Source organism: Metabacillus endolithicus, from assembly GCF_023078335.1.
GTDB lineage: Bacteria > Bacillota > Bacilli > Bacillales > Bacillaceae > Metabacillus > Metabacillus endolithicus.
Genome location: NZ_CP095550.1, coordinates 2052525 through 2073325 on the forward strand (window position 1 = coordinate 2052525; position 20801 = coordinate 2073325).

Below are 20801 nucleotides of genomic sequence, written 5' to 3' on the forward strand. Positions count from 1 at the left end.
TGGTATATTTTTCTTTGGTAGAGCCGGATTTTTCTGCAGAATTCGACTTTCCTAAAAATAATGGTTATAATTTTTTCCATTTTTTCAAAAGCTAATTTAATCGAGATAACAAGAAGATATACTTCAAGGAGATTTTTCACATGACTAAATCGAGGATCTTTTATTTTGATAATTTACGAATTGTCGCAACCTTTGCAGTTGTACTTTTACATGCTGCTGCCCCTATTTTATATAAGTTCCAAACGGTAACAAGTACAACCTGGTGGACAGGTAATATTTATGATTCTTTAACAAGATGGTGTGTACCAATCTTCTTTATGCTAAGTGGCGCTCTATTGCTTAATCCCGATAGAACAGATAAGCCAATGATCTTTATCCGTAAACGCATTAGTAAAGTAATTATCCCCTTACTTGGATGGAGCACCTTTTATTTAATTGTTCAAATCAATCGAGAGGTCATTATCAATGATCCTTTCATGATTACCAAAGCTTTTTTTGAAAATGACATCTATTATCATCTTTGGTTTTTATATGTCATTATTGCGATTTACCTTATCCTACCTGTTTTAAAAGTGTATATCGCTGGCGCAAGTCAGAAAAATTTGCAATATTATTTACTGCTTTGCTTTATCGTAACAAGTGTATTTAGTTATATTAGTAAATTTCATGAAGTAACAGTGGATATAAAGGTTGAAGCTGCAACTGGCTATATCGGCTATTTCTTTTTAGGCTATTACTTGCATCGTTATGGATTGTCCAGGATCACAAAGATCGTGATGTATCTACTCGCAATTATTGCAAGCATCGTGATCATTCGCGGAACTTATGACTTAACCGTGCAAAACGAAGGCTTCTTTGATGGATTTTTCTATCATTATTTAAATATGCCTGTTGTGTTTCTATCTATCGCGGTGTTTATATTCTTCCAGGACTTTAAGTTTGATTTAGGTCGGTTCTTTTTATTTTCGTTAATTAATAAAACCAGCTTAGGAATTTATCTTCTTCACCCATATATTTTCCTACTTCTTTTGGAAAACTACGATATTCACGCTCATACCGTGCGTGCCTGGCTGGCATTCCGATATTAGCCACGTTCACTTTGCTTGTAAGCATGATTGTCGTGATGATTCTTCAAAAGATACCGGTTGTGAAGAGGTTTGTTCCGTAAAAAGGGACTGTCGAGGTGAAACTAACGGGTTCGATTCTGAAGTACAAAATACGAATTAACATTGCTTCTCGTACAGTAAATCGCACTAGGATTAAAATTTAGCCAGTTATTCAACACAGCAAAATGCTTGGAGACATATATACTCCAAGCATTTTTTATATCAACAAAAGCATTCAATTATGGCAATTTTCAAATCTTCAATAATTGTTGGGAAATAAGCTACTAAAATAAGCGGAAAAATTCCTCTTAATTAGAAAATATCATGAAATATAGATCAAATAGACGGAAAAATTACGCCTATTTAATAAAAAAAGGCAAAAATGGACCATTTTACTTTGCTTAACCGGAAAAATTCCGCTTATATCCCCCAACCGAGCTCCATTCTTCAGTTTAACCGGAAAATCTCCGTTTATTTAAACTCTCAGTTACTTTTTATCCCTGGTAGTTAACTATATTTTTTGAACACCAACCTATTAGGATGCGAATTTTCATGGTGACAAAAGCTTATGTCACCATGTTAGTTTAAGACTTTTCAAGTCAACTTTACCCCTATAAAAAAAGAGCCGACACCGTGTCGCCCCTCTAATTCTTTATAAAATAAAAATCCTCTTTCCGATCAACCACATAATATCCGTTCCCAAGATCTACTTTCCCGTCACCGATGCTCTTCACATAATATAAATTACCCTTTTTCAGCGTACTGTGCTTTGCTCCATTTGGAGAATATAACACAATATCTTTTTTAGGTTTTACGTATCCCATCAGGTAGAAGCTCTTTTTATCTGCCTTAATGGTATAGCCGCCACCCACTTCATATTTTTGACCGTTATAGGAATACACTTTAATCGCTTCTCCCTTTTGCAGCATGCGATAAACATTTCCGTTAGGATCATATAGTGGAGTTGGCTCTTTAATTAACGCCCTACCAATGTAAGCAATGGTTTTTCCTTCTTGATGTCTAACATAATAATCTCCGCCAACATTATAGTAATGACCCGAGACACCGAATACCTTGAGTTGTTCTCCTTTTGTTAAACCACGATAATAAGTGAAGGTATTATCACTGTTCTTGCGGTATAACCCAAGCCCATCTCGACGGATAATCACACGTGCAGAAGGATGGTCATGATCAACAGGAAGCGTAATGTTCGGTATCGTCATATCATCCATTTCATACGTAAACGTGCTAACATCACTTGTAGTGGTACCACTAATAACAGCCGCTTTAATCGTTGTTGATTCATAAACAGGAATAGAGTCAACATATGAAAGACCATTCACACTAGAAGGAGTAGACCCATCAAGAGTGTAAACAATTCTCTTATTTGACGTTGATGACAATTTCACCTCAAACGGTTGAGTATACTTACCAGAGTCAAAATTAGCTATAGGACTTACCAATGGAACATTTTGATTGGTAGAAACCACACTTAATTGATATGGTGTTGATGACCAATGGTTATTATAGTCAGAAATAATCACATAATAGGTGCCTGGAGAAGCGAGAAATGAATAGGATTCTGCTTTTCCTAGTCCGTATTCATCAATATAATCGACCATTTCAAGAGATGAGCCTGCAAGCTTTTCAATATCAATGCTTAAGTCAAGCTCATTCGACATTCCTGTAAGACTGATATCAACATCTGTATTCGAATCCACATTAAACACATACACATCATAATCATATGGAAAATTCATTTTTTCTGAACGAGTTTCATAGTATCCAATATCAAAAGCATCTTCTGTTGTTCCAGAAACTTCTTCTTCGACTGGAAGTGTTGTTGTTAAGCTTTTATACATATTTGGAATTCCATATCCGTAGTCTTTTTTCCAGCTTCCGTTTGCACCTAATTCGAGAATCCATTCTACCTCTCTAGGATTTAGATCTGGACGTTCACTTAATAATAGGGATGCCATTCCAGCAACAACTGGTGCTGAAAAAGATGTCCCACTTACGACCGAGTAACCACCTTCTGAATGAAGTGAATACATGTCCTCTCCTGGTGCTGCAAGGTCAATCCACTCACCACGATTTGAAAAATAGGCAAGGTTTTTACTTGGATCTGTAGCAGCTACACTGATAACTGGTAGATATGTTGCTGGATACATCGGCTCTCTGCTAGTATCATTCCCCGCTGCACCAATCAGAGTAATTCCTTGCTCAAAAGCTTCCCATAGTGCTTCATTTTCAATATCAGAATAATAATAGCTTCCATAACTCATATTAATAATATCTGCACCTTGTTCAATGGCGTAATGGATTCCTTTTACTTGGTCTTCAACAGTTGAATGGCCCTCTCGATCACTAACCTTCACCGGAATGATCTTAACATTTTGATTGATTCCCGCTATTCCCGTTCTATTGTTTGAAATAGCTGCAATAATACCTGCTACACTCGTTCCATGACCATGATCATCCGCTGGATCAGAATCATTATTTACAAAGTCATAGCCATTAAGCACTTTCCCCTTCAGATCTTCATGGCCTTTGCTCACTCCCGTATCTAAAACAGCCACTTTGATTTCATTTCTAAACGAAAATGAATTCCAGGACTTAGGAAAATCAAGGGCTGGAATATACCATTGATTTGAATAGTAATAGTCATTCGGAGTAGCGCTCATTTCAACTTTATAGTTAGGCTCTGCATTCTCGACACCGTTTAATTCTTTTACTTTTAATAAAGTATTCTCGTAATCTAGTTCATTAGGAATCTTAACTGTATAAAGAGTCGTATTTGAGCTTGATAAATCAGTTGTTTCAACTAACTCTAGACCTAAGGAATGTAACTCAGACAAATCTACGTTTCCTTGGATAATCATTTCACGATTTTCAACAGCATCTTCATTAATTGATTGTTCTTGCTGATTGCCCTTCAATGGCTTTGTTTTCGTCAGAAATTCATCAGTAACCTCAGAAGTCGTTTCTTCGGCAGAGGCATGAAAATGAACTGGAGTAATAATCATAAGAATAACGGCAAAAGATCCTACTAGTTTCCTCATAGCTGCCTCCCTTTACTAAAAGATAATAGAAAGACTGACCCAAACCAGGTCAGCCTTTATATGACTTAACTCTTACTGTATTCCATACTACTTTTATCATACAAGATGTAATACCCGTTTCCAATCTCTAATTTATTTCCATCTGTATTCGAGATAAACAGCTCTTCACCTGCTGACAATGTTAGAACAGGATCTTCTTCACCATATTTATAAAGCTCCGTATCACCCAGTAGCTTGACTGCACCAGTAAAATACGTTACTTCTGCTGATTTAGCAATGGTATAACCATTACCAACATCATACTTTTCATTATCATAGTTAAACACTTTAATTTCTTCACCAGGGAGCATCATTCTAAACGGCTCGCCGGTAGGAGTATAAATTTGGGTTGGAATACTCGTGAACACTCTACCAATATAGGCAGATGTTTTTGAAGCCTCATGATAAATATAATAGCCGCCACCAGTATGATAATATTGGCCTTCTAAACCGTATACTCTAAATGCTTGCTTAGATTGCAGGTTTTTATATGGCACCATATTTCCCGCTACCTTTTTATAAAGAACAACAGGTTTTTTCGTATAAACACGCGCAATCGGGAACGGTGATTCTGTTACTGTGACATGTGGCAGTTGAATTTGCGTTGGTTCAATCGCCTTGTCATTCGTTAACTGTGATTGCTTCACTCTCCACAAGTTAGCTCCACTATTAAAGTATAAGTAGCCATCATTACCTTTAGCTAATGTGTTAACATCACCTTGTCTAAAAATCTTGATCGAAAAATTAGTAAGACTTACTTTAAAAAGTGAATTTTGTACGGTTCCATATAAATAGCCATCTTCACCATCGATTAATGATTCATTCTTACCCATTCCTAACACACTCTCAGGAATGATTGGATAAATATCAATTCGTTCAGGTTCTGGTTCGACTTCAGGTTCAGGCTTGGAATCTGTTTCCGGATTTGTTTCTGTTTCTCCGTCTGTCTCAGTTTCAGTGTTTTCCTCCGTGTCCGGTTCAGGCTCTGTTACAGGTTCTACACGTGGATAATACACAATAAACTTATTATCAACAATTCCAAAGATTTTTCCATCTTCATTCCATTTTAATGCTGAGACCATAATGTTATAGCCGTTGGAAATGGATACTTCTTCAGCTGTATAAGTTTCTTGATTTAAGTCGATTTTAAAGATACTCGCACTATCCTCGGTTTTTACACCTGTGCCATCGTATACAGATGTACCAGCATATAAGATATTATTTTCTTCATCATATGTAGCTGATACAACACTTTGTCCTTCTTTTAATACGATTTGGTCTATGATTTCTTGATTTTCCGTATCATAAATCGTCACTAATCCAGAATGTTCTCCTCTTTTTGGAACAGAGCCGATGAATAAACGCTTGTTTTCATCATCCACCACTAGAGCTGATGGACGAGATTGACCATCACTTGATAATGAAAGAATTTTTTTCGGATTCGATCCTTTACTCCATACTTCAGTAGGATCATATTCGTAAATATCACCATTAGGGTACGTTCCAAAATATAACTTACCGTTTGATTCAGTGATTCCTTCTACTTGTCCGATTCCACTAAAGGTTTGATTCATAGCAATAGACGGAGTATATCTAGATAAATAGCCAGAAATAAACCCTGAGCTGTAGATATCACCTGTTGAACTACTTCCGATTCGAAAAATTTCAACAAACTGTGGTGGAAGCTTTAATACAGTTAATTTAAACGTATTCGTTTGATAATTATAATCATAAAATTTACCAAGATTTCCTGCTAATCCAATTACCTTACCTTCATCAGGAATAATATCTAATGACACAGCACTGGATCCGTTTAAATCTGATTGGATTTTTTTACTCGATTTTGATACGTAGTTGTATTCATATAAAGATCCTTTTAAGCTATAAAATACCGTTGTTGCATTTGCTTTCTTTTCTGAAACTCCTCTAGAATCAGCTTGAAATTGATTGACCATTTCATCTGTTTCAAGGTCATAATGAAGAATCTCATTTGTTCCTTCCATCTTTGCGAATAATTGTCCGTCTACGATATCAAGATCATAAACAGATGAACTAGATTTTGTATATTCTTCCAGAAGATTTGTTTTTTCATCTGTAATTAAGTTCCACTTAATGAGTGCTGCGGGTGATCCCACTCCTACATATAAGGTATCTTCTGCTTCATCATAAACAACACTTCTTGCATATTGTCTACCTTGCATTACCGTGCCTAAATCTTCAAATCCTTCTTCTTGTTTGTAAGAAAACACTCGACCGCCATAAGAAGTAACACCAAATAATCGGTCATTTTTTTCATCGTAATTCAAATCCCAAATAACAGTGTCCGAATTCGTAGTTGCCTTACCAAGGTCTTCTAGGTTATTCGTTAGTAAATCATATTTATACACATGTTCATTTGGAGTTGTTCCAATGTAAACCTGTCCATCAGAAGTTGATTCAATTGACCAAGCAGCCTTTGCTCCTTCAAGTTCCTTTAAATCAATCACTTTCTTTGTTTGATAATCTACTACCGCTACTTTTGCAGGCTCTCCTTGTAAAAGAGCTACATAATATGTTTTCCCTTGAACGGTAACACTTTTTCCTCTAATCACATTTAAATACTCTACTTTAGGACCCAAATTCTCGAAAATTGTCTCCTCAGAATTCGAGGCAGCTTGTCCCTTGAAAGATGGTATAATGAAGCTTATACACATAATCACAATACTCAAATAAATAATTCTCCTATAATTAACCAAAATCTCCTACTCCTCGATGAAAATTAATAGTCTCTTTCTACCTTTTATTCTATGTGACTTTCCTAATATTTTAAAGGGATTTATTGTTAAACTTTATGGAACATTTTGCTAATAGTTAGGTTAATTAACTTTTTTCACTAAGCAAATTCTTTCAAAAAAACCATAATAAACCCTTGATTTTTCTGGATTTCCTTGTTTTTATTCCCTATGAAAAATAAAGAAAAAACTTTCTTAATAAATTATGAAAAAACAGCATAATTTTCCCTGAAATGTGGTAAAATAGTCTTTGTTCCCGTGGTTTCATAAATATGGTAGGATTCCATATTGTTGGACGGCTTTCCATAATTATGACATCATTTTCGTTTTACTATAGGGTTTGGATTTTTCTTTTAGACAAGTGTATGATTAACATAAAGACCTCCGACCAGGAGGTCTTTATGTTAATACCTACTTTTTATCTTAATGTCTCACAAATGAAGCTAAACTCCGATCAATTTTTATATAATAGCCTCCACCAACATAAAACCTGTCACCATCAATACTGTAAACTCGGATATATTCGTCAGGACGAATATGTCTGTGCACCGCCCCATTCGGTTTATATAAAGGTAAATAGCTTTTTGGCTTTAAAAATCCCTCATAATATAACACATTGTTCGTTGGCTTAATATAATAACCACCACCAACATTATACTTATTTTCATCATAGGAAAATACCTTTATCGCTTCTCCTTTTTCTAAATAACGAAAAAACGTGCCATCCGGCTTATATAAAACTTCTCGATTCTTAATTAATAACCGTCCAATATGAAGACTCATTCGGTCTGTTTTTTCTATATAATAGCCACCGCCAACATCATATTTATTTCCTTGAGCGCCAAACACATTAATCACTTCGCCTCTTTTCAGCAGCTTATAATTAAAATATGAACCATTTGGCTGCTTTTTTAGTAGCTGTGTGTCTTCCTTTAAGTACAGCCTGCCAATAATTTGACCATGATTTGTTGGAAGTGTTGTATTTGGGATAATAATCGGTGTGTTTTCTTCATTAGGAACCAAATAAAGAAGCTGTCCGATATGAATCACATCTGTTGTTAACGAATTGTACTCCTTTAGTTGTGTGACTGTTATTCCAAATTTCTTGGCAATACCAGATAATGTATCTCCTCCACGTACAACGTAGGTTGTACTATCAGCTGCAGGCTCCTCTACGGTTGGATTGGAATCAGTGTTATCGACTGTTGTTGTATGAGTTGTTAACCAAGCTCGATAATTCTCCCATATACTCGGGTCCTCTTGTCCTAAACTCCAGCTTCCTGTTCCCTTTAAACCATATTTATGAACTAAATTCACTTTTGCTTGAATCGACCTTTCATTTTCATACCAAAGATGATAGGTACCAGCTGTTAATGTTCTTCCCGCAATCGTCATAACGGGATCTGTTGATTTTACTTCAAAGGTCATCATCGGTGACTGACTTTTTGTATCATAGGTTGTTGTTGCTTTATATTTACTTACAATTTCGCTTACCCTGCTATTCGATAGCCCATAGCCTCCGTAGCTTTCTCCTTGCTTCCAGTAACGCCCATAAAACGGAATCCCAAGTACAATTTTTTCCGGAGGAACCTCTTCACCTAGTGCATACTTAATCGAGTTTTCTACAAAAGAAAGACTTGCCACCGGACCCTCTGGACTTCCTTGAAAGCTTTCATCATAGGCCATCACCATAATATAGCTGGAGTATTGAGCTAGCTGCTTATAATCATAGGAACCGTGCCATCCTTTATTCCAGCCATAAGGATTGGCTGCTACTGCAACAGAAACCTCCTTATCTGCAGGTATCTTCTCTCTTAGTAGTCGAACCAAATCTGTATAATTATCCCGATCAACATCTGTAACATTTTCAATATCCACTTGAACTCCATCTAAATTGTAAGTAACGATTGCATCCGCAATTTGTTGAGACAACTGCTCACGATTAGCTAATGCTGTTCTGCCTAATGTCCGGTCCCAGTGATTACTTAAGAATGGAACAACCTTAATCCCACGATTATGCATTTCATTTACAAATGTTTTATCCACTTGAGAAGTTAATTTTAGTGAGCCATCACTATTCAGATCAAAATAACTAGGTGAAACTAGATTAAGGTTGCCACCTGTGCGATCAACCTGACTTATGTAGCTTTTGGTATTCCCAAAATACAGGTATGTCATATTAAAATCAGCAACATGTGCCGAAGCTTTTTGCGTCGTATGAAGAGAAAAAGCTGAAACAAGTACAACTCCTGCTACAACCTTTACTGTCGCATGTTTAATTTCCGGAAAACGTTTTTGGATATATTCCTTTGCTATTGCATGTAAATCGTCTATTTTTCCTTTAAATCCTAATTCACTTGAAAACTCTGTTGAAAAAGAATCTAAATAAAGAGTAATTACAACTTCATTTTCCGTCGCTAGTATTTTATGTCGTTCAAATAATTCCATGGATGACACTCCCACTGACAGATATTATTGATTAGCCTGCACAACTTCTCTTATATTATGAAAAAAACACCTTGTATTTGTAAGGAATACAAGGTGTTTTTACTTATTATATTAAAGAGAGTACTTCCACAAACTAACTCCATCGTGAAAATAAATCGTTCCATCGGGAGACTGAATCACTTGTTTTACATCTCGTTTTTGACGTAAATAAGTAAGACGGTGATTTTTCGGATTCATTTTAAAGATTGTTCCTTCGACAACTCCATAAAGGTATCCGTCTTTTCCTATTAATAAGGATCCATTTGGTGAATGACCTGAAACATCGTTCACTATTTTCTTGCTAAACACAACACCTTTAGCAGGATGATACGCATAAAGAATTTCATCTGCTAATCCCCAAATCATTCCGTCGTTTGCCACAGCTAATGCTGAATAAAAACGGATATTTTTAAATGGCATCTTCAAAATAACAGGAGCTGCATTTGGATTATTAGCAGCAACAGTAAATAATGTTGCGTTCGTTTTAGCAGGATCTACATTTGGTTTTCCAAAAATAGACGTTCCTCCGTAGATTTTTCCTTGTGATTTTGAATAAGCTAATGAAACAATGCTTTGTTCTTTAATCAGTTGATTTTTAACAATAGCTTTATTCGAACCAACATCAAGAATCGCTAGCGCTCCACCACTATACCCTGAACGTGGTGTTGTTCCGATATATAATTTATTTGTATTCGGAAGATGAAGAACAGCACTTGGTCGATCTTGCCCATATCCACTTAAGTTGATAAGCTCTCTAGATGTACCAGTAGATCGGTTGTATTCAATCATCTTTGCTTGCGGATAAACACCTAAATACATCTTATCGTTAATATAAGCAGAGCCTTCTACCTGACCTGTTGTTCCCATTACCTCGGTTTTCTTCGTGCTCGGTGAATAAATACCAAGACTACCATTTAAAAATCCACTGCTAAACACATTTCCTTGACTATCAGAACCAATATGATGTAGCTCAATCGGCTGAGCAGGTAGAGTCATTAAATCATGCTGAAATTGTTGAGTATCCAAGTTATAAGTAAAATATCGTTCATTACTCCCAAGTTTTCCAACAAGGGTGTTGTTAGTAACAAAGTCGAAAGACACAATCGTACCAGGAACCTTACGATCTACCAAAAGCTTACGTTCCTTCGTTGCTAAGTTAAACGAATAGATCGAATTTTGATAGCCGTAGTACACAACATTTCCTTTAGGCGATTTCGCTGAAACACCAAAAGAATCTGCTGCAAATTCACCAAGATATTTTCTTGAATTTACATCATAATATAAAATCTTTCCACTTGGATTTACCTTCACAAACAAAAGATTGTCAATAGCATCTAAGGCTTGAATATTCTTTTCATTTTTATAAGCACTCGGCAAAAGAAGCTCTTTTTTTCTTGTTTTCACATTAAGCGCAACAAGCTCTGCCGGAGATCCTAATCCTACAAAGAGATAATCATTGTCTCCATACGCAACACTCTTCGCATCCTTTTTGCCTTGAAGAATCGTGCCGTAATCATAAAAGCCTTTGCCATCTACAAATTTAAAGGCTTTTCCTTCATTTGAAGTAACACCATAAAAGGCATTGCTTGAGCTTGAATAATCAAGATCCCAAATAACCGTGTTATTTTCTGTTGTAGCTTTTCCAATTTTCGTAAGCTGTTTTTTGTTCACATCGTACTTATATAATAATTCGTTTGGTGTTGTTCCAATGAAAAATGTACCTGCAGGACCTTCTTCAATAGACCAGCCTGCCGTTGTGTTAGCAAGAGGTTCTACGTCAACTAGTTCTTTTGTATAAAGATTTGTTACAGCTAACGTCGCTGGAAGTCCTTGTAGAACAGAGAGCATAAGGTGTTCACCATTCGAGCTCGTTCCAAACGTTGCAACCGACACATTAATATTTGTTAATTGAGGACCTAATTTTTGAACAAGGGCCGTGTTTCTTACTCGATTTTCTTTTTTCGTTAAAAACGTTGTAACTGCAGCTGGCAGTTGTGCATAACCTCCAGCTTTTTTAATATCAACGGCTCTTTTCTTTAAACGTTCTAATTTCTTTAAGTCACTTGTTGCTTTTTGTCCATTCCCATCAAAGTAAGATCTTTCAATGATATCAAGTAATCTAATTTGCGATACTTCATAAATCACTCGTTCTTTTGTTATTTTAGATGTTTTCACATATTTGTTAAGCAGCTTTGAACGAGTAGAGCTTCCAGAAACCTTTCCAATTGCTCGCTCCGTTTTGCTAATATATGTCGTGAAATCGTTATAAAGCATATCAATCGTTTCCAGATCACCTTTGTTGATAGCTGCCTCCATATTTGTGCGCCTTTGCAGCAGCATATTCCCTACATTTTCAGCATCTTTAAGTGCAGTATTTGCTGCATGTGTTGGATACGAGAATGAAAAAAGTGATAAAAATAAAATAATAGATAGTAGTGCTTTTGTTGTTCGCATGTTTACCTCCTACATTTACCTACAATGCGTTTTTCCTAATAATAGGATAATTATACTATTACACTATTTAGGTTTCTATCGTTTTATGTTGAAAAGATGTAAATAGGAGGTGAAAATTTACTAACTATAAAGTAAAAAGAAACAGAGAGCGTCTCTGCTCTCTGTTTCTGCAATTATTTATAAGATTCTAGTAAAGCCACCATTGCATCATAATTTTCATAATCAGCTGTAGGCATATCAAAAACAGTTAAACCACTTCCATCAACAAGCGTTGTATCTGCTCCGTTTTCAAGTAAGACTCTAGCTGTTTCAACATGATTATAAGAAGCAGCCCACATAAGTGCAGTTTGTCCCATTTGGTCTTGTGCATTAAGATCGGCACCAGCATCAATCAAAAGTTGAGTAATTTCCGGTCTTTCATGACCAGCTGCATACATTAACGGAGTGCGCTGGAACACATCATCATCAACATTCACATAGCTCGCATCAAAATGATTGTCTAAGAAATATTGAACAATCTCAATGTTGTTGCCAATAATCGCACTGCCCATTGCATCTTGTCCATGTATATTCGTTTGTAATGGGTCGGCTCCGTGATCAATTAGTAATTTAACAATATCCACATTTGAATATTCAGCTGCATATTGAAGAATAAGCATGTCCGAATTCATCGTGTCGTCTGTTACAACAAGTTCATTTAAGTTAAATGTGTTCTCGTTAAGTAGAGTTTGAACAGTCGCAGTATCACTATTTGAAATGGCTGACCAAAGCTCTTCAACAGCCTCACTTGTATCTACTGGAACTTCTCCTCCATTAACCAACAAGTTAAGATAATCAGTTAATCCTACTTCCATATCTCTTAAATACTCTTCAATTGCTACAAGCTCTGCATATCCACCTGCATCTTTAATTTCAACGGCTCTATTTTTTAATCTATCAAGCTTCGCAAATTCTTTCTGGGCTTTTACTGTATCAGAATTTAAGTACAAGTCATCAGAAATAATGTTTAATAATCGATATTGAGAAATTTCATAGATTGTGCGTTCAATTTCCATTTTTACTGGTAGTACATAGAATTCATCAAGCTCAGCACGATTAGTTTTTCCTGCTACCTTCCCAATTTTTTGTTGAGTTAGCTTCATTTGTTTTGTTAAGTTGTTGTATAGCTCGTTTGCCATGTCAATATCTTCATAATAATCAATAGCATCACTATATTCGTAAAGAAGTTCACTTAAGTAAAAGCCTTGTAAATCAGCTTCCCAGTATCTTAAGTCCTGATCAATAACCGGTGGTAATGCTGCATATCCACCTGCTTGTTTAATAGCAACTGCACGCTGTTTCAATCGTTCAAGCTTAGCAGTATTTCTTTCTACTTTATCAAACTCATAATTATAAATATCTTCCATAATAACATCCATTAAACGAGATTGAGATACCTCATAGATCGTACGCTCAACAGCTATTTTTGCGGGAACTAAGTATGTTTGTGCTAACCTTTCACGATTGGAAGCTCCTGATACCTTTCCGATCTTAATCTCCAGCTGACGTATTTCACTAGTTAACGTATCATAAAACATGTCAATCGTAATAAGCTCGCCTTTATTAATAGCATTGTTATAAACTGATAGAATCGCATTTAATGATCTACCTTGCTCCACAGCTGCATCATAGTTGGAATGACTTTGAGCTGCTAAAGCAGTTGTTTCAGTTGCTAATGGACTAATCGGGCTTACAAGTAAGCCAACGGATAAAGCAATAATCGGTAATTTTTTCAACGGACGATCTCCTCTACGGTAAAAATAAATAATAGATTACTTCGTCATTTTATCACGCAACCCCCTCCTTTAGAATTAGGATTTCATTCCCATTTATTAACTAGGTCTTTCTCCAGGTAACCTTTAAATATTTTCATTTTATGGTAATATATTCATAGGCTAATAGAATTATTATTTCATAGGAGGTTGTACATTGAAAAAAGCACTATTTCTTTTAACAGCTATTTTTACTCTTATTTTCAGTGCCAACATCACTCATGCAGCTGCAAAAGATGATGCAAAAGCACTTGGTCAAGGGCTTCTTAAGAAGCTGTCATCTTTTGAACAAACGATTAACGCTGGTGATATTGAAGACATACATAATCAATATGATGCTATGTCAAATGAAATTAAAAAAACAGAAAGAGCCATCGGGAAGGTTTCAGGAAAATCGAATCGAGATCAGTTAAATAACTCATATGTACGTCCAGCAAAAATTGCGAGAGAACGTGTGATCTACGAGGTTTCTCAATACCGTTTATTACTTATTATCGAAAAGCAATTGAATGAAGGCCAACTCGATAAAGTGCAAAGCAATTTAGAAAAGTTAGAGCGCTTGAAGAAAAGAGCCGTTGAAATTAAAGAAGCTGGCGGATATAAAGCTGTTCCAGCAACAATCACAAACACCTTAACAGAGTGGGAAAGTGATATTGAATCAGAACTAAACACCGACAACCCTGCAGACGGTTGGAAAGCTTCATTTACTGGTGAGCCATTATTTGAAGGAAATGTTCAGAATGACGGAGATCTACTTTACGGGAATTATAATATTGTTAATGAAGTCTACCACGCAGATATTATGTCTTTTGATGAAGATGGAACAAAAAAGGATTCGTGGACTGTAAAAGATCAACGAGTTGAACTAGGTGGAACAGAAGAAGACCCAAGAATTGTTACAATCAATTACACAAAAGGAACTGTTACTTCTTATACAACTAACGGTCAAAAAGAATGGACTTATTCACTAAATTCTAGCATGGATCAATATGAAGATTTTTATATGATCGGTGAAAATGGAACAGTATACTTAATCGTAAAAAATAAAATCAACGCCGTTTCTTCTAACGGAAAGCTTCTTTACTCAATTGCAAAGCCTACTGGTGAATGGGACATGAAACTAGGACCAAACGGATCTGTTTATATTATGAATATTAACATTGATGATTGGACAGCAAGTACGTTAACGAAGTATTCAAACACAGGAAATGAAGAATGGACTAACAGTTTAGCAATTGATAACCCTGAAATAAACACCATCAACTATTATGAGCTACTGAAAGTCGATAATAATGTTTATGTTTATATGATTTATGGTGGAGATGATTATGCCTCCTCTATTCGAACACTTTATTCGTTTGATCAAAACGGGGAGAAAAATTGGGAATCGAACGACATTGGCTATGTGTATGACTTACGAGAATATGGGACAAGCACATTAATTCTAACTGCATCACATTTCTATACACTAGGTGCTACTGGAAACATTCAAAGAGAGCTTGAAATCATACCAGAATCATATGGTGGATCTTCTGACTATATTCACAGCAGCTTCTTCAGCTCGAATAACCAACTTTACATGAATACTGGTGAATATATCGCAAGCATTACACCAAATGGTCAATTCAGTTGGCAATCAAATATTCCATATACAGAGTGGTCAGCACTTTATCCACTCAATAACAAGATTCTATTCACACCATATGATGCTAATAAAGCATATGTTTATTCAAATAATGGTGACAAATTAGGAACTTATAGTTTGGGCTATACCGGCGGATATATAAGATTATCAGCTGAAAACCCAAATACAAACACAATCTTCTTAACACAAAGTGAATACATTGAAAGCCTTGATCAAGTTAAAACAACATTACATGCGTTAAAATATTAATTGATCATTGTGGTACTATTATAGAAAGAGAAAGGGACAGCTACATGGCTGTTTCTTTTTCTTATGTAGTTACGGAAGGTGCGTCCCATGGTATTTATCATTTATCTTTTTTTATTGTTATCTCTCATAAGCTTCGGTCTCTACCCTAGTGAGTTAATGCACAAATATTCCCTTGTACTTTTTGCTTTCGTAGGGATTTATTTACTCATTCGTTTCATTCGTCATCAACCTATTTATATTCCTCTATGGTTATTGCTGCTACCTCTTTTATACTTGTTTACTTTGTTTTTTGGTGTGGACTCTGTTCAAGGGACATTGGATCAGCTTCTAGTTTGGAGTACGGTGGTTGCTTTTAGTGTGTTACTTTTTCAACTAAAAAATCCTAGTCAGCAACTACCACTTATCCTTGTTGCTCTAAGCTGGACAATTATTATAGGAACCTATTTTATTTTAATAAAAATCATTTCGTTTCCACATTTTATTTTACCTTTATCTAAGGAAATTTCCGGACTTGGAGAGCGCCTTGGAGGATTTTTGCAATATCCAAATGCTTTTGCATCCTTTCTTGCTGCTATCATTTTGTTTCATCTTGTCCAAGCTTTGAAAGAGTCAAAAAAACATCTTTACCTCCTTCATAGTTTCATTGTCCTGCCGGCATGGCCTTTGTTTTTATTAACAGAGTCTCGTGGGGCATGGATTGTATTTGCCGTAGTATGGGTGATTTCATTTTATGTTGTCCCAGCAAATCGGCATGTACAATATTTTATTTTATCCTCCTTTATGATTTCAGGTGGAACCCTGCTTTATATGTTATTTACGTTAAGTGGTACGAATAAAATTACATTTTCATCAATGATTTTACTGATTTTCTTAGGTGCCCTCGTTTGGCTCGGAGATAGGTTTAAGATTTTAGAGAAAGTACCATATCTTAAAAACCGTCATATCTTTCCTTTAGCCCTAACTGTCTTCATCGTTTTAACAGTGAGTGATCTCTATTGGAAAGGATTGTTTTATAGAATCTTACCTGACTCATTACAACGTCGTCTAGGATTTGATATCGGAACACTTTCTGAACGAGTGCTGTACTGGAAGGACTCACTAGAGCATTGGGAACAATTTACCTGGGTGGGACTTGGCGGAAAAGCATGGCAGTTATTCATGTATCGAATTCAATCATCTCCGTATTTAACAAGTGAAGTTCATAACGGCTTTTTAAATATTTGGATTGAGATTGGTATCGTTGGACTAATCTATGTTTGTGTGATTTTAATTAAAGCCGGTTATCGTTTATGGCGTAGTCATGCAGCTGCGTTTCCTGCATTTCTCTTTTTAGTAGCACACGGAATGTTGGATTTTACTTTTTCCTATCCTTTCTTTTTACTTTTTCTGTTGTGTCTTTCAATCACTCAAAAAAAGTCCGAGCTTTCTTCTTTAATAAACAAAATGGCGATATCCATCACATTCATCCTACTTATTAGTAGTGCTTGGCTATCTTACCAATTTATAAATGCCGATTCAGCCTATAAAGCTGCAAACAGTTCATTGACTAGAGAAGAAGCACAGCAATGGATTCAACAGGCTATCGATAAAAATGCATGGGAAACTGATTATGTTCGCTTTGCTGTGGAAAATGAGTTGGTAACCGGAAATGAGAAAGTAAGATTACTGGAACAGTCGTTACAATATGAACCCAATCATGCTTGGCTGCTTTATCAAGCTGGTAAGGCTGCGGAAGAAACGGGGGATTTTAAGAAAGCAGAGAATTATTATGAGCTTTCTAAAGAGAATAACCTCTTTCCTAATAGAAGGAATTGATTAAGAGAAAAGCTTTGTAGGAGAAAGATCCCACAAAGCTTTTTCTTTATATCTTAGTGTTTTGCATAAGATACTTTGCTATCTGCTTGAACGTAGTATCCGCCACCTACATGGATTTGATCACCATCTACACTATAAACACGGTACATGTTACCTTTTTTAAGTGTTTTTTCAGCTTTACCATCTTTCATTAAAGAAGTATCAGCTTTGATTGTAACAAAACCAACATAGAATACTACTTTTGAATTATCATGCTTAACAGTATAGCCGCCACCTACGTCATACACACCGTCTTCTGAGCTAAATACGCGAATGCCTTCGCCAGCTTTTAACGTACGGAATACATCACCGTTAGGCTTGTACATAGTTGTGTCATTCTTAATTAAGATACGACCAATATGTTTACCTTTTTCTGGCTTTTCTTCATTATCATCACCAGGAACATAGTTTTCTTCAAGAAGATCAAAGATAATTTTCGCTTGATCTGTATTGTCGATTAATCCAGCAAAACGATCGCTTTGCGGACCATATGCAAATACAGGTACATCTTCACCAGTGTGTCCGCCAGTTGTCCAACCAGTTACAGAGTGATCATTTACAATTGCTTCAATTGCATTATCGATTGCTGTACCATCTTTTGCAGCAGCAGCATCTTTCACTGCTTTAAATTCTTCTGCAGTGATTTTGCTATAGAAGTCAGCAGCAATGTACTTCTTCATAATTCCTTCAACATCAGCTTTATCACCAGCGGCAAAGATTTCAGCTGCAATGTAGTCAGGTGTTTTTGAGAAAGCTTTAATTGGTCCTACGTGGAAGTTGTAGTCCCCACCCGGTGAAGCTTTTGTGTTAGAACCAAGAGAAATACCACCAGTAGCATGGTCAGCAGTTGTAACAACTAAAGTGTGACCATCTTTTTCAGCAAATTCGATTGCTGCTTTAAATGCTTTTTCGAAATCTTCCATTTCACTCATAGTACCAACAACATCATTGTCGTGCTCTGCCCAGTCGATTTGGCTTCCTTCAACCATTAAGAAGAAACCATCTTCGTCCTTGCTTAAACGCTCGATTGCTGTTTCAGTCATTTCTTCTAATGAAGGAATACTGTCAGGACGGTCGATCATTTTTGGAAGACCACCATTAGCGAATAAACCTAAGACTTGCTCGCTATCATCGTTCATTAGCTCTTCTTTTGTTGATACAGTTGTATAACCTGCATCTTCGAATTCTCCTACAAGGTCACGCTTATCTTTACGGATATCAGCTGAGAAGTTCTTTAATCCTCCACCAAGAAGAACGTCTAATTTATGTTCGCCATTTACTAACTCATCAAAGTAGTCATCAGCGATTGCATCCATGTTTTTACGGCTCTCATCATGTGCACCATAAGCAGCTGGTGTAGCATGTGTAACCTCAGAAGTTGCAACTAAACCAGTTGCTTTTCCCATTTCTTTTGATTGCTCAAGAACTGTTTCGTATGGATTTTTATCAGCATCCATACCGATTGCATTATTGTACGTTTTGATACCAGATGCCATTGCTGTTGCTGCAGATGCAGAGTCAGTAATGTTTTGTTCTGGATCATCTGGATATGTAGTTTGCATACCGACTAAATACTTGTCGAATTCAGTTTGTTCCATTTCTTTTGTTTTCGGATTATCCTTCATGTAGCGGTGTGCTGCAAGTGGAGATGGCCCCATACCGTCACCAATTAAAAAGATAACGTTTTTAATTTCTGGATCACCTTTACTTTTTGCACTTGATACAGTTGTGTTTGATGTTGCCCCAATAACACCCGCAATGGCTACTGAAGATAGAATTGTAACCGGAACTAATTTCTTGAAAAGATCTTTACTTTTCATTGCTCATCCTCCTACTAGTTATCTTGTACACTAGTTTTATATTAATAGAGTTTTGTTAACCAAGTATTTATCTAATGTAAATTGTCGTAAAAAATATGTAAAAAATGTAAAAATATTGTCAAAACGATGTTTACATTTTTCCATTGTCGGGAAGTTTGATTGTTTTTAATGAAAGTTTGCTATAATTCTAGTAACTCTATGAAAAGGTGGTAGTTGGATGTTTACGTTGAGGAGAACACTATTATTAGTGATCCTGTTTTTCTGCTTCTCACATGTACAAGCTTATGCGGGTTCTTGGGAAGTTCCATATAAAGATGCATTAAACGTAGCTAATCAATTGAAACAAAAGCAAACAGCATTTGATCGGGCAATCAATCAGGGAAATCTTGAGTTAGTCGATTCTTTATATAATGATTTTTCAGCTTTGATCGGAAAAACTGAAAGAGCTATAGGGAAGGTTCCACGCAGTTCAAAGCGTGAGTATTTGTTGAACGAATTTGTAAGACCAGCAAAAATCTCAAGAGAACGGGTCATTTATGAAGTATCACAGCTTCGTTTGCTAGAGCAAATCGATGCAAACGTGAAAAAAGGAAGCTTTAATGAAGCAAAAAACTTACTAGCAAAGCTTGATCGTTTAAAGAAGAGAGCCGTTGAAATTAAGGATGCCGGTGGATATGCCTCCCTGCCTTCTGCGGTAAATAGCTATCTTACAAACTATGAAAATACCTTAAGAAATACAATAGTAACAGGTAGTGTGCCGAGCCTTTATTCTTCTATTTATAACGGAATCTCGAGTATAAAGCCGGAAATTAATGTTGGGAGTTTTTCAAAGGATTCAGATGTTGTTTTTGAAACATTGAATTCGGTTCTTCAAGATCATCCAGAGCTTTTTTATTTTAGCTATAAAGGAAGTTTGTTCTGGTCTGATGGTAGATTTGAAATTAAGTATCTATACTCTACGAGTACGATATTATCGATGAAAAGTCAGTTAGAGCAGAAGGCAAACCAGATTCTTTCAAAGACGATCACGCCTGGAATGTCTGAGTATCAAAAGGTGAAAGCGATTCATGATTACCTAGTTTTGAATATGGCTTATGATTATGATAATTATCTGAGGGGGTCACTACCTGAAGACTCTTATAATGTGTATGGAGCACTTATAAAAGGGACGGCTGTTTGTGAAGGTTATACCGAAGCTATGATTTATTTGCTAGGTAAGTTGAATATTGAAACGAAGTACGTGACTGGTACAGGCAACGGTGGGGCTCACGCCTGGAACAAAGTTAAGATTGATGGTGTCTGGTATAACGTTGACGCTACTTGGAATGATCCTGTTCCGGATAAGAAAGGCTATGTGCGTTATGATTACTTCCTGGTGACGGATAGTGAATTGGCGAAGGATCATAAGTGGGATAATTCTGGGTTTCCGAAGGCGACGGATGGGAAGTTTATGAAATAGGTGGTTAATTGAAATGGCGGGCAGTCCAATTTTTGTGGAATTGG

The 20801-nt window shown here is 36.2% G+C and carries 9 protein-coding genes and 1 pseudogene; 4 read left to right on the forward strand and 6 right to left on the reverse strand.

The genetic code is table 11. From position 1 onward, the window contains the following. Positions 1-140: 140 nt before the first annotated feature. Entirely contained in the window at positions 141-1088 is a 948-nt protein-coding gene (locus MVE64_RS10755; RefSeq protein ID WP_247346356.1) for an acyltransferase, read from the forward strand. A gap of 662 nt (positions 1089-1750) precedes the next feature. Here MVE64_RS10755 and MVE64_RS10760 read toward each other — a convergent pair. The 5 genes from MVE64_RS10760 to MVE64_RS10780 all read right to left on the reverse strand — a co-directional run bounded on the left by MVE64_RS10760 (position 1751) and on the right by MVE64_RS10780 (position 13694). Then, a complete protein-coding gene (locus MVE64_RS10760) occupies positions 1751-4168 on the reverse strand; it encodes a S8 family serine peptidase (RefSeq protein ID WP_247346358.1) in 2418 nt (805 codons plus the stop codon). Positions 4169-4233: 65 nt separating this feature from the next. Continuing rightward, positions 4234-6915: a hypothetical protein gene (locus MVE64_RS10765; protein WP_247346360.1), complete on the reverse strand. Its 2682-nt coding sequence runs from the start codon at positions 6913-6915 to the stop codon at positions 4234-4236. Between the two features lie 486 nt (positions 6916-7401). Continuing rightward, complete coding sequence (locus tag MVE64_RS10770) at positions 7402-9426, reverse strand: glycosyl hydrolase family 18 protein (protein WP_247346362.1); 2025 nt, start codon at positions 9424-9426, stop codon at positions 7402-7404. A gap of 111 nt (positions 9427-9537) precedes the next feature. Then, entirely contained in the window at positions 9538-11919 is a 2382-nt protein-coding gene (locus MVE64_RS10775) for a hypothetical protein (protein WP_247346364.1), read from the reverse strand. Positions 11920-12092: 173 nt separating this feature from the next. Next, positions 12093-13694 carry an ankyrin repeat domain-containing protein gene (locus tag MVE64_RS10780; RefSeq protein WP_247346366.1) on the reverse strand — a complete coding sequence of 534 codons (1602 nt, stop codon included), beginning with the start codon at positions 13692-13694 and terminating at the stop codon, positions 12093-12095. Positions 13695-13887: 193 nt separating this feature from the next. Here MVE64_RS10780 and MVE64_RS10785 point away from each other — a divergent pair, with 193 nt between their 5' ends. Next, on the forward strand, positions 13888-15624 hold the full coding sequence (locus MVE64_RS10785; RefSeq protein ID WP_247346368.1) for a hypothetical protein: 1737 nt from the start codon (positions 13888-13890) through the stop codon (positions 15622-15624). 87 nt (positions 15625-15711) lie between these two features. Further along, the gene (locus tag MVE64_RS10790) at positions 15712-17439 is read left to right on the forward strand and encodes an O-antigen ligase family protein (RefSeq protein ID WP_247346369.1); all 1728 of its coding nucleotides are present in this window, start codon (positions 15712-15714) and stop codon (positions 17437-17439) included. A gap of 455 nt (positions 17440-17894) precedes the next feature. On the opposite strand, the pseudogene MVE64_RS10795 reads toward MVE64_RS10790, so the two are convergent. Further along, positions 17895-19298 (reverse strand): annotated as a pseudogene (locus MVE64_RS10795) (alkaline phosphatase); the annotation flags it as partial. A 217-nt stretch (positions 19299-19515) separates the two neighbouring features. Here MVE64_RS10795 and MVE64_RS10800 point away from each other — a divergent pair. Further along, entirely contained in the window at positions 19516-20757 is a 1242-nt protein-coding gene (locus MVE64_RS10800; RefSeq protein WP_247346371.1) for a transglutaminase domain-containing protein, read from the forward strand. The last annotated feature ends 44 nt before the right edge of the window (positions 20758-20801 follow it).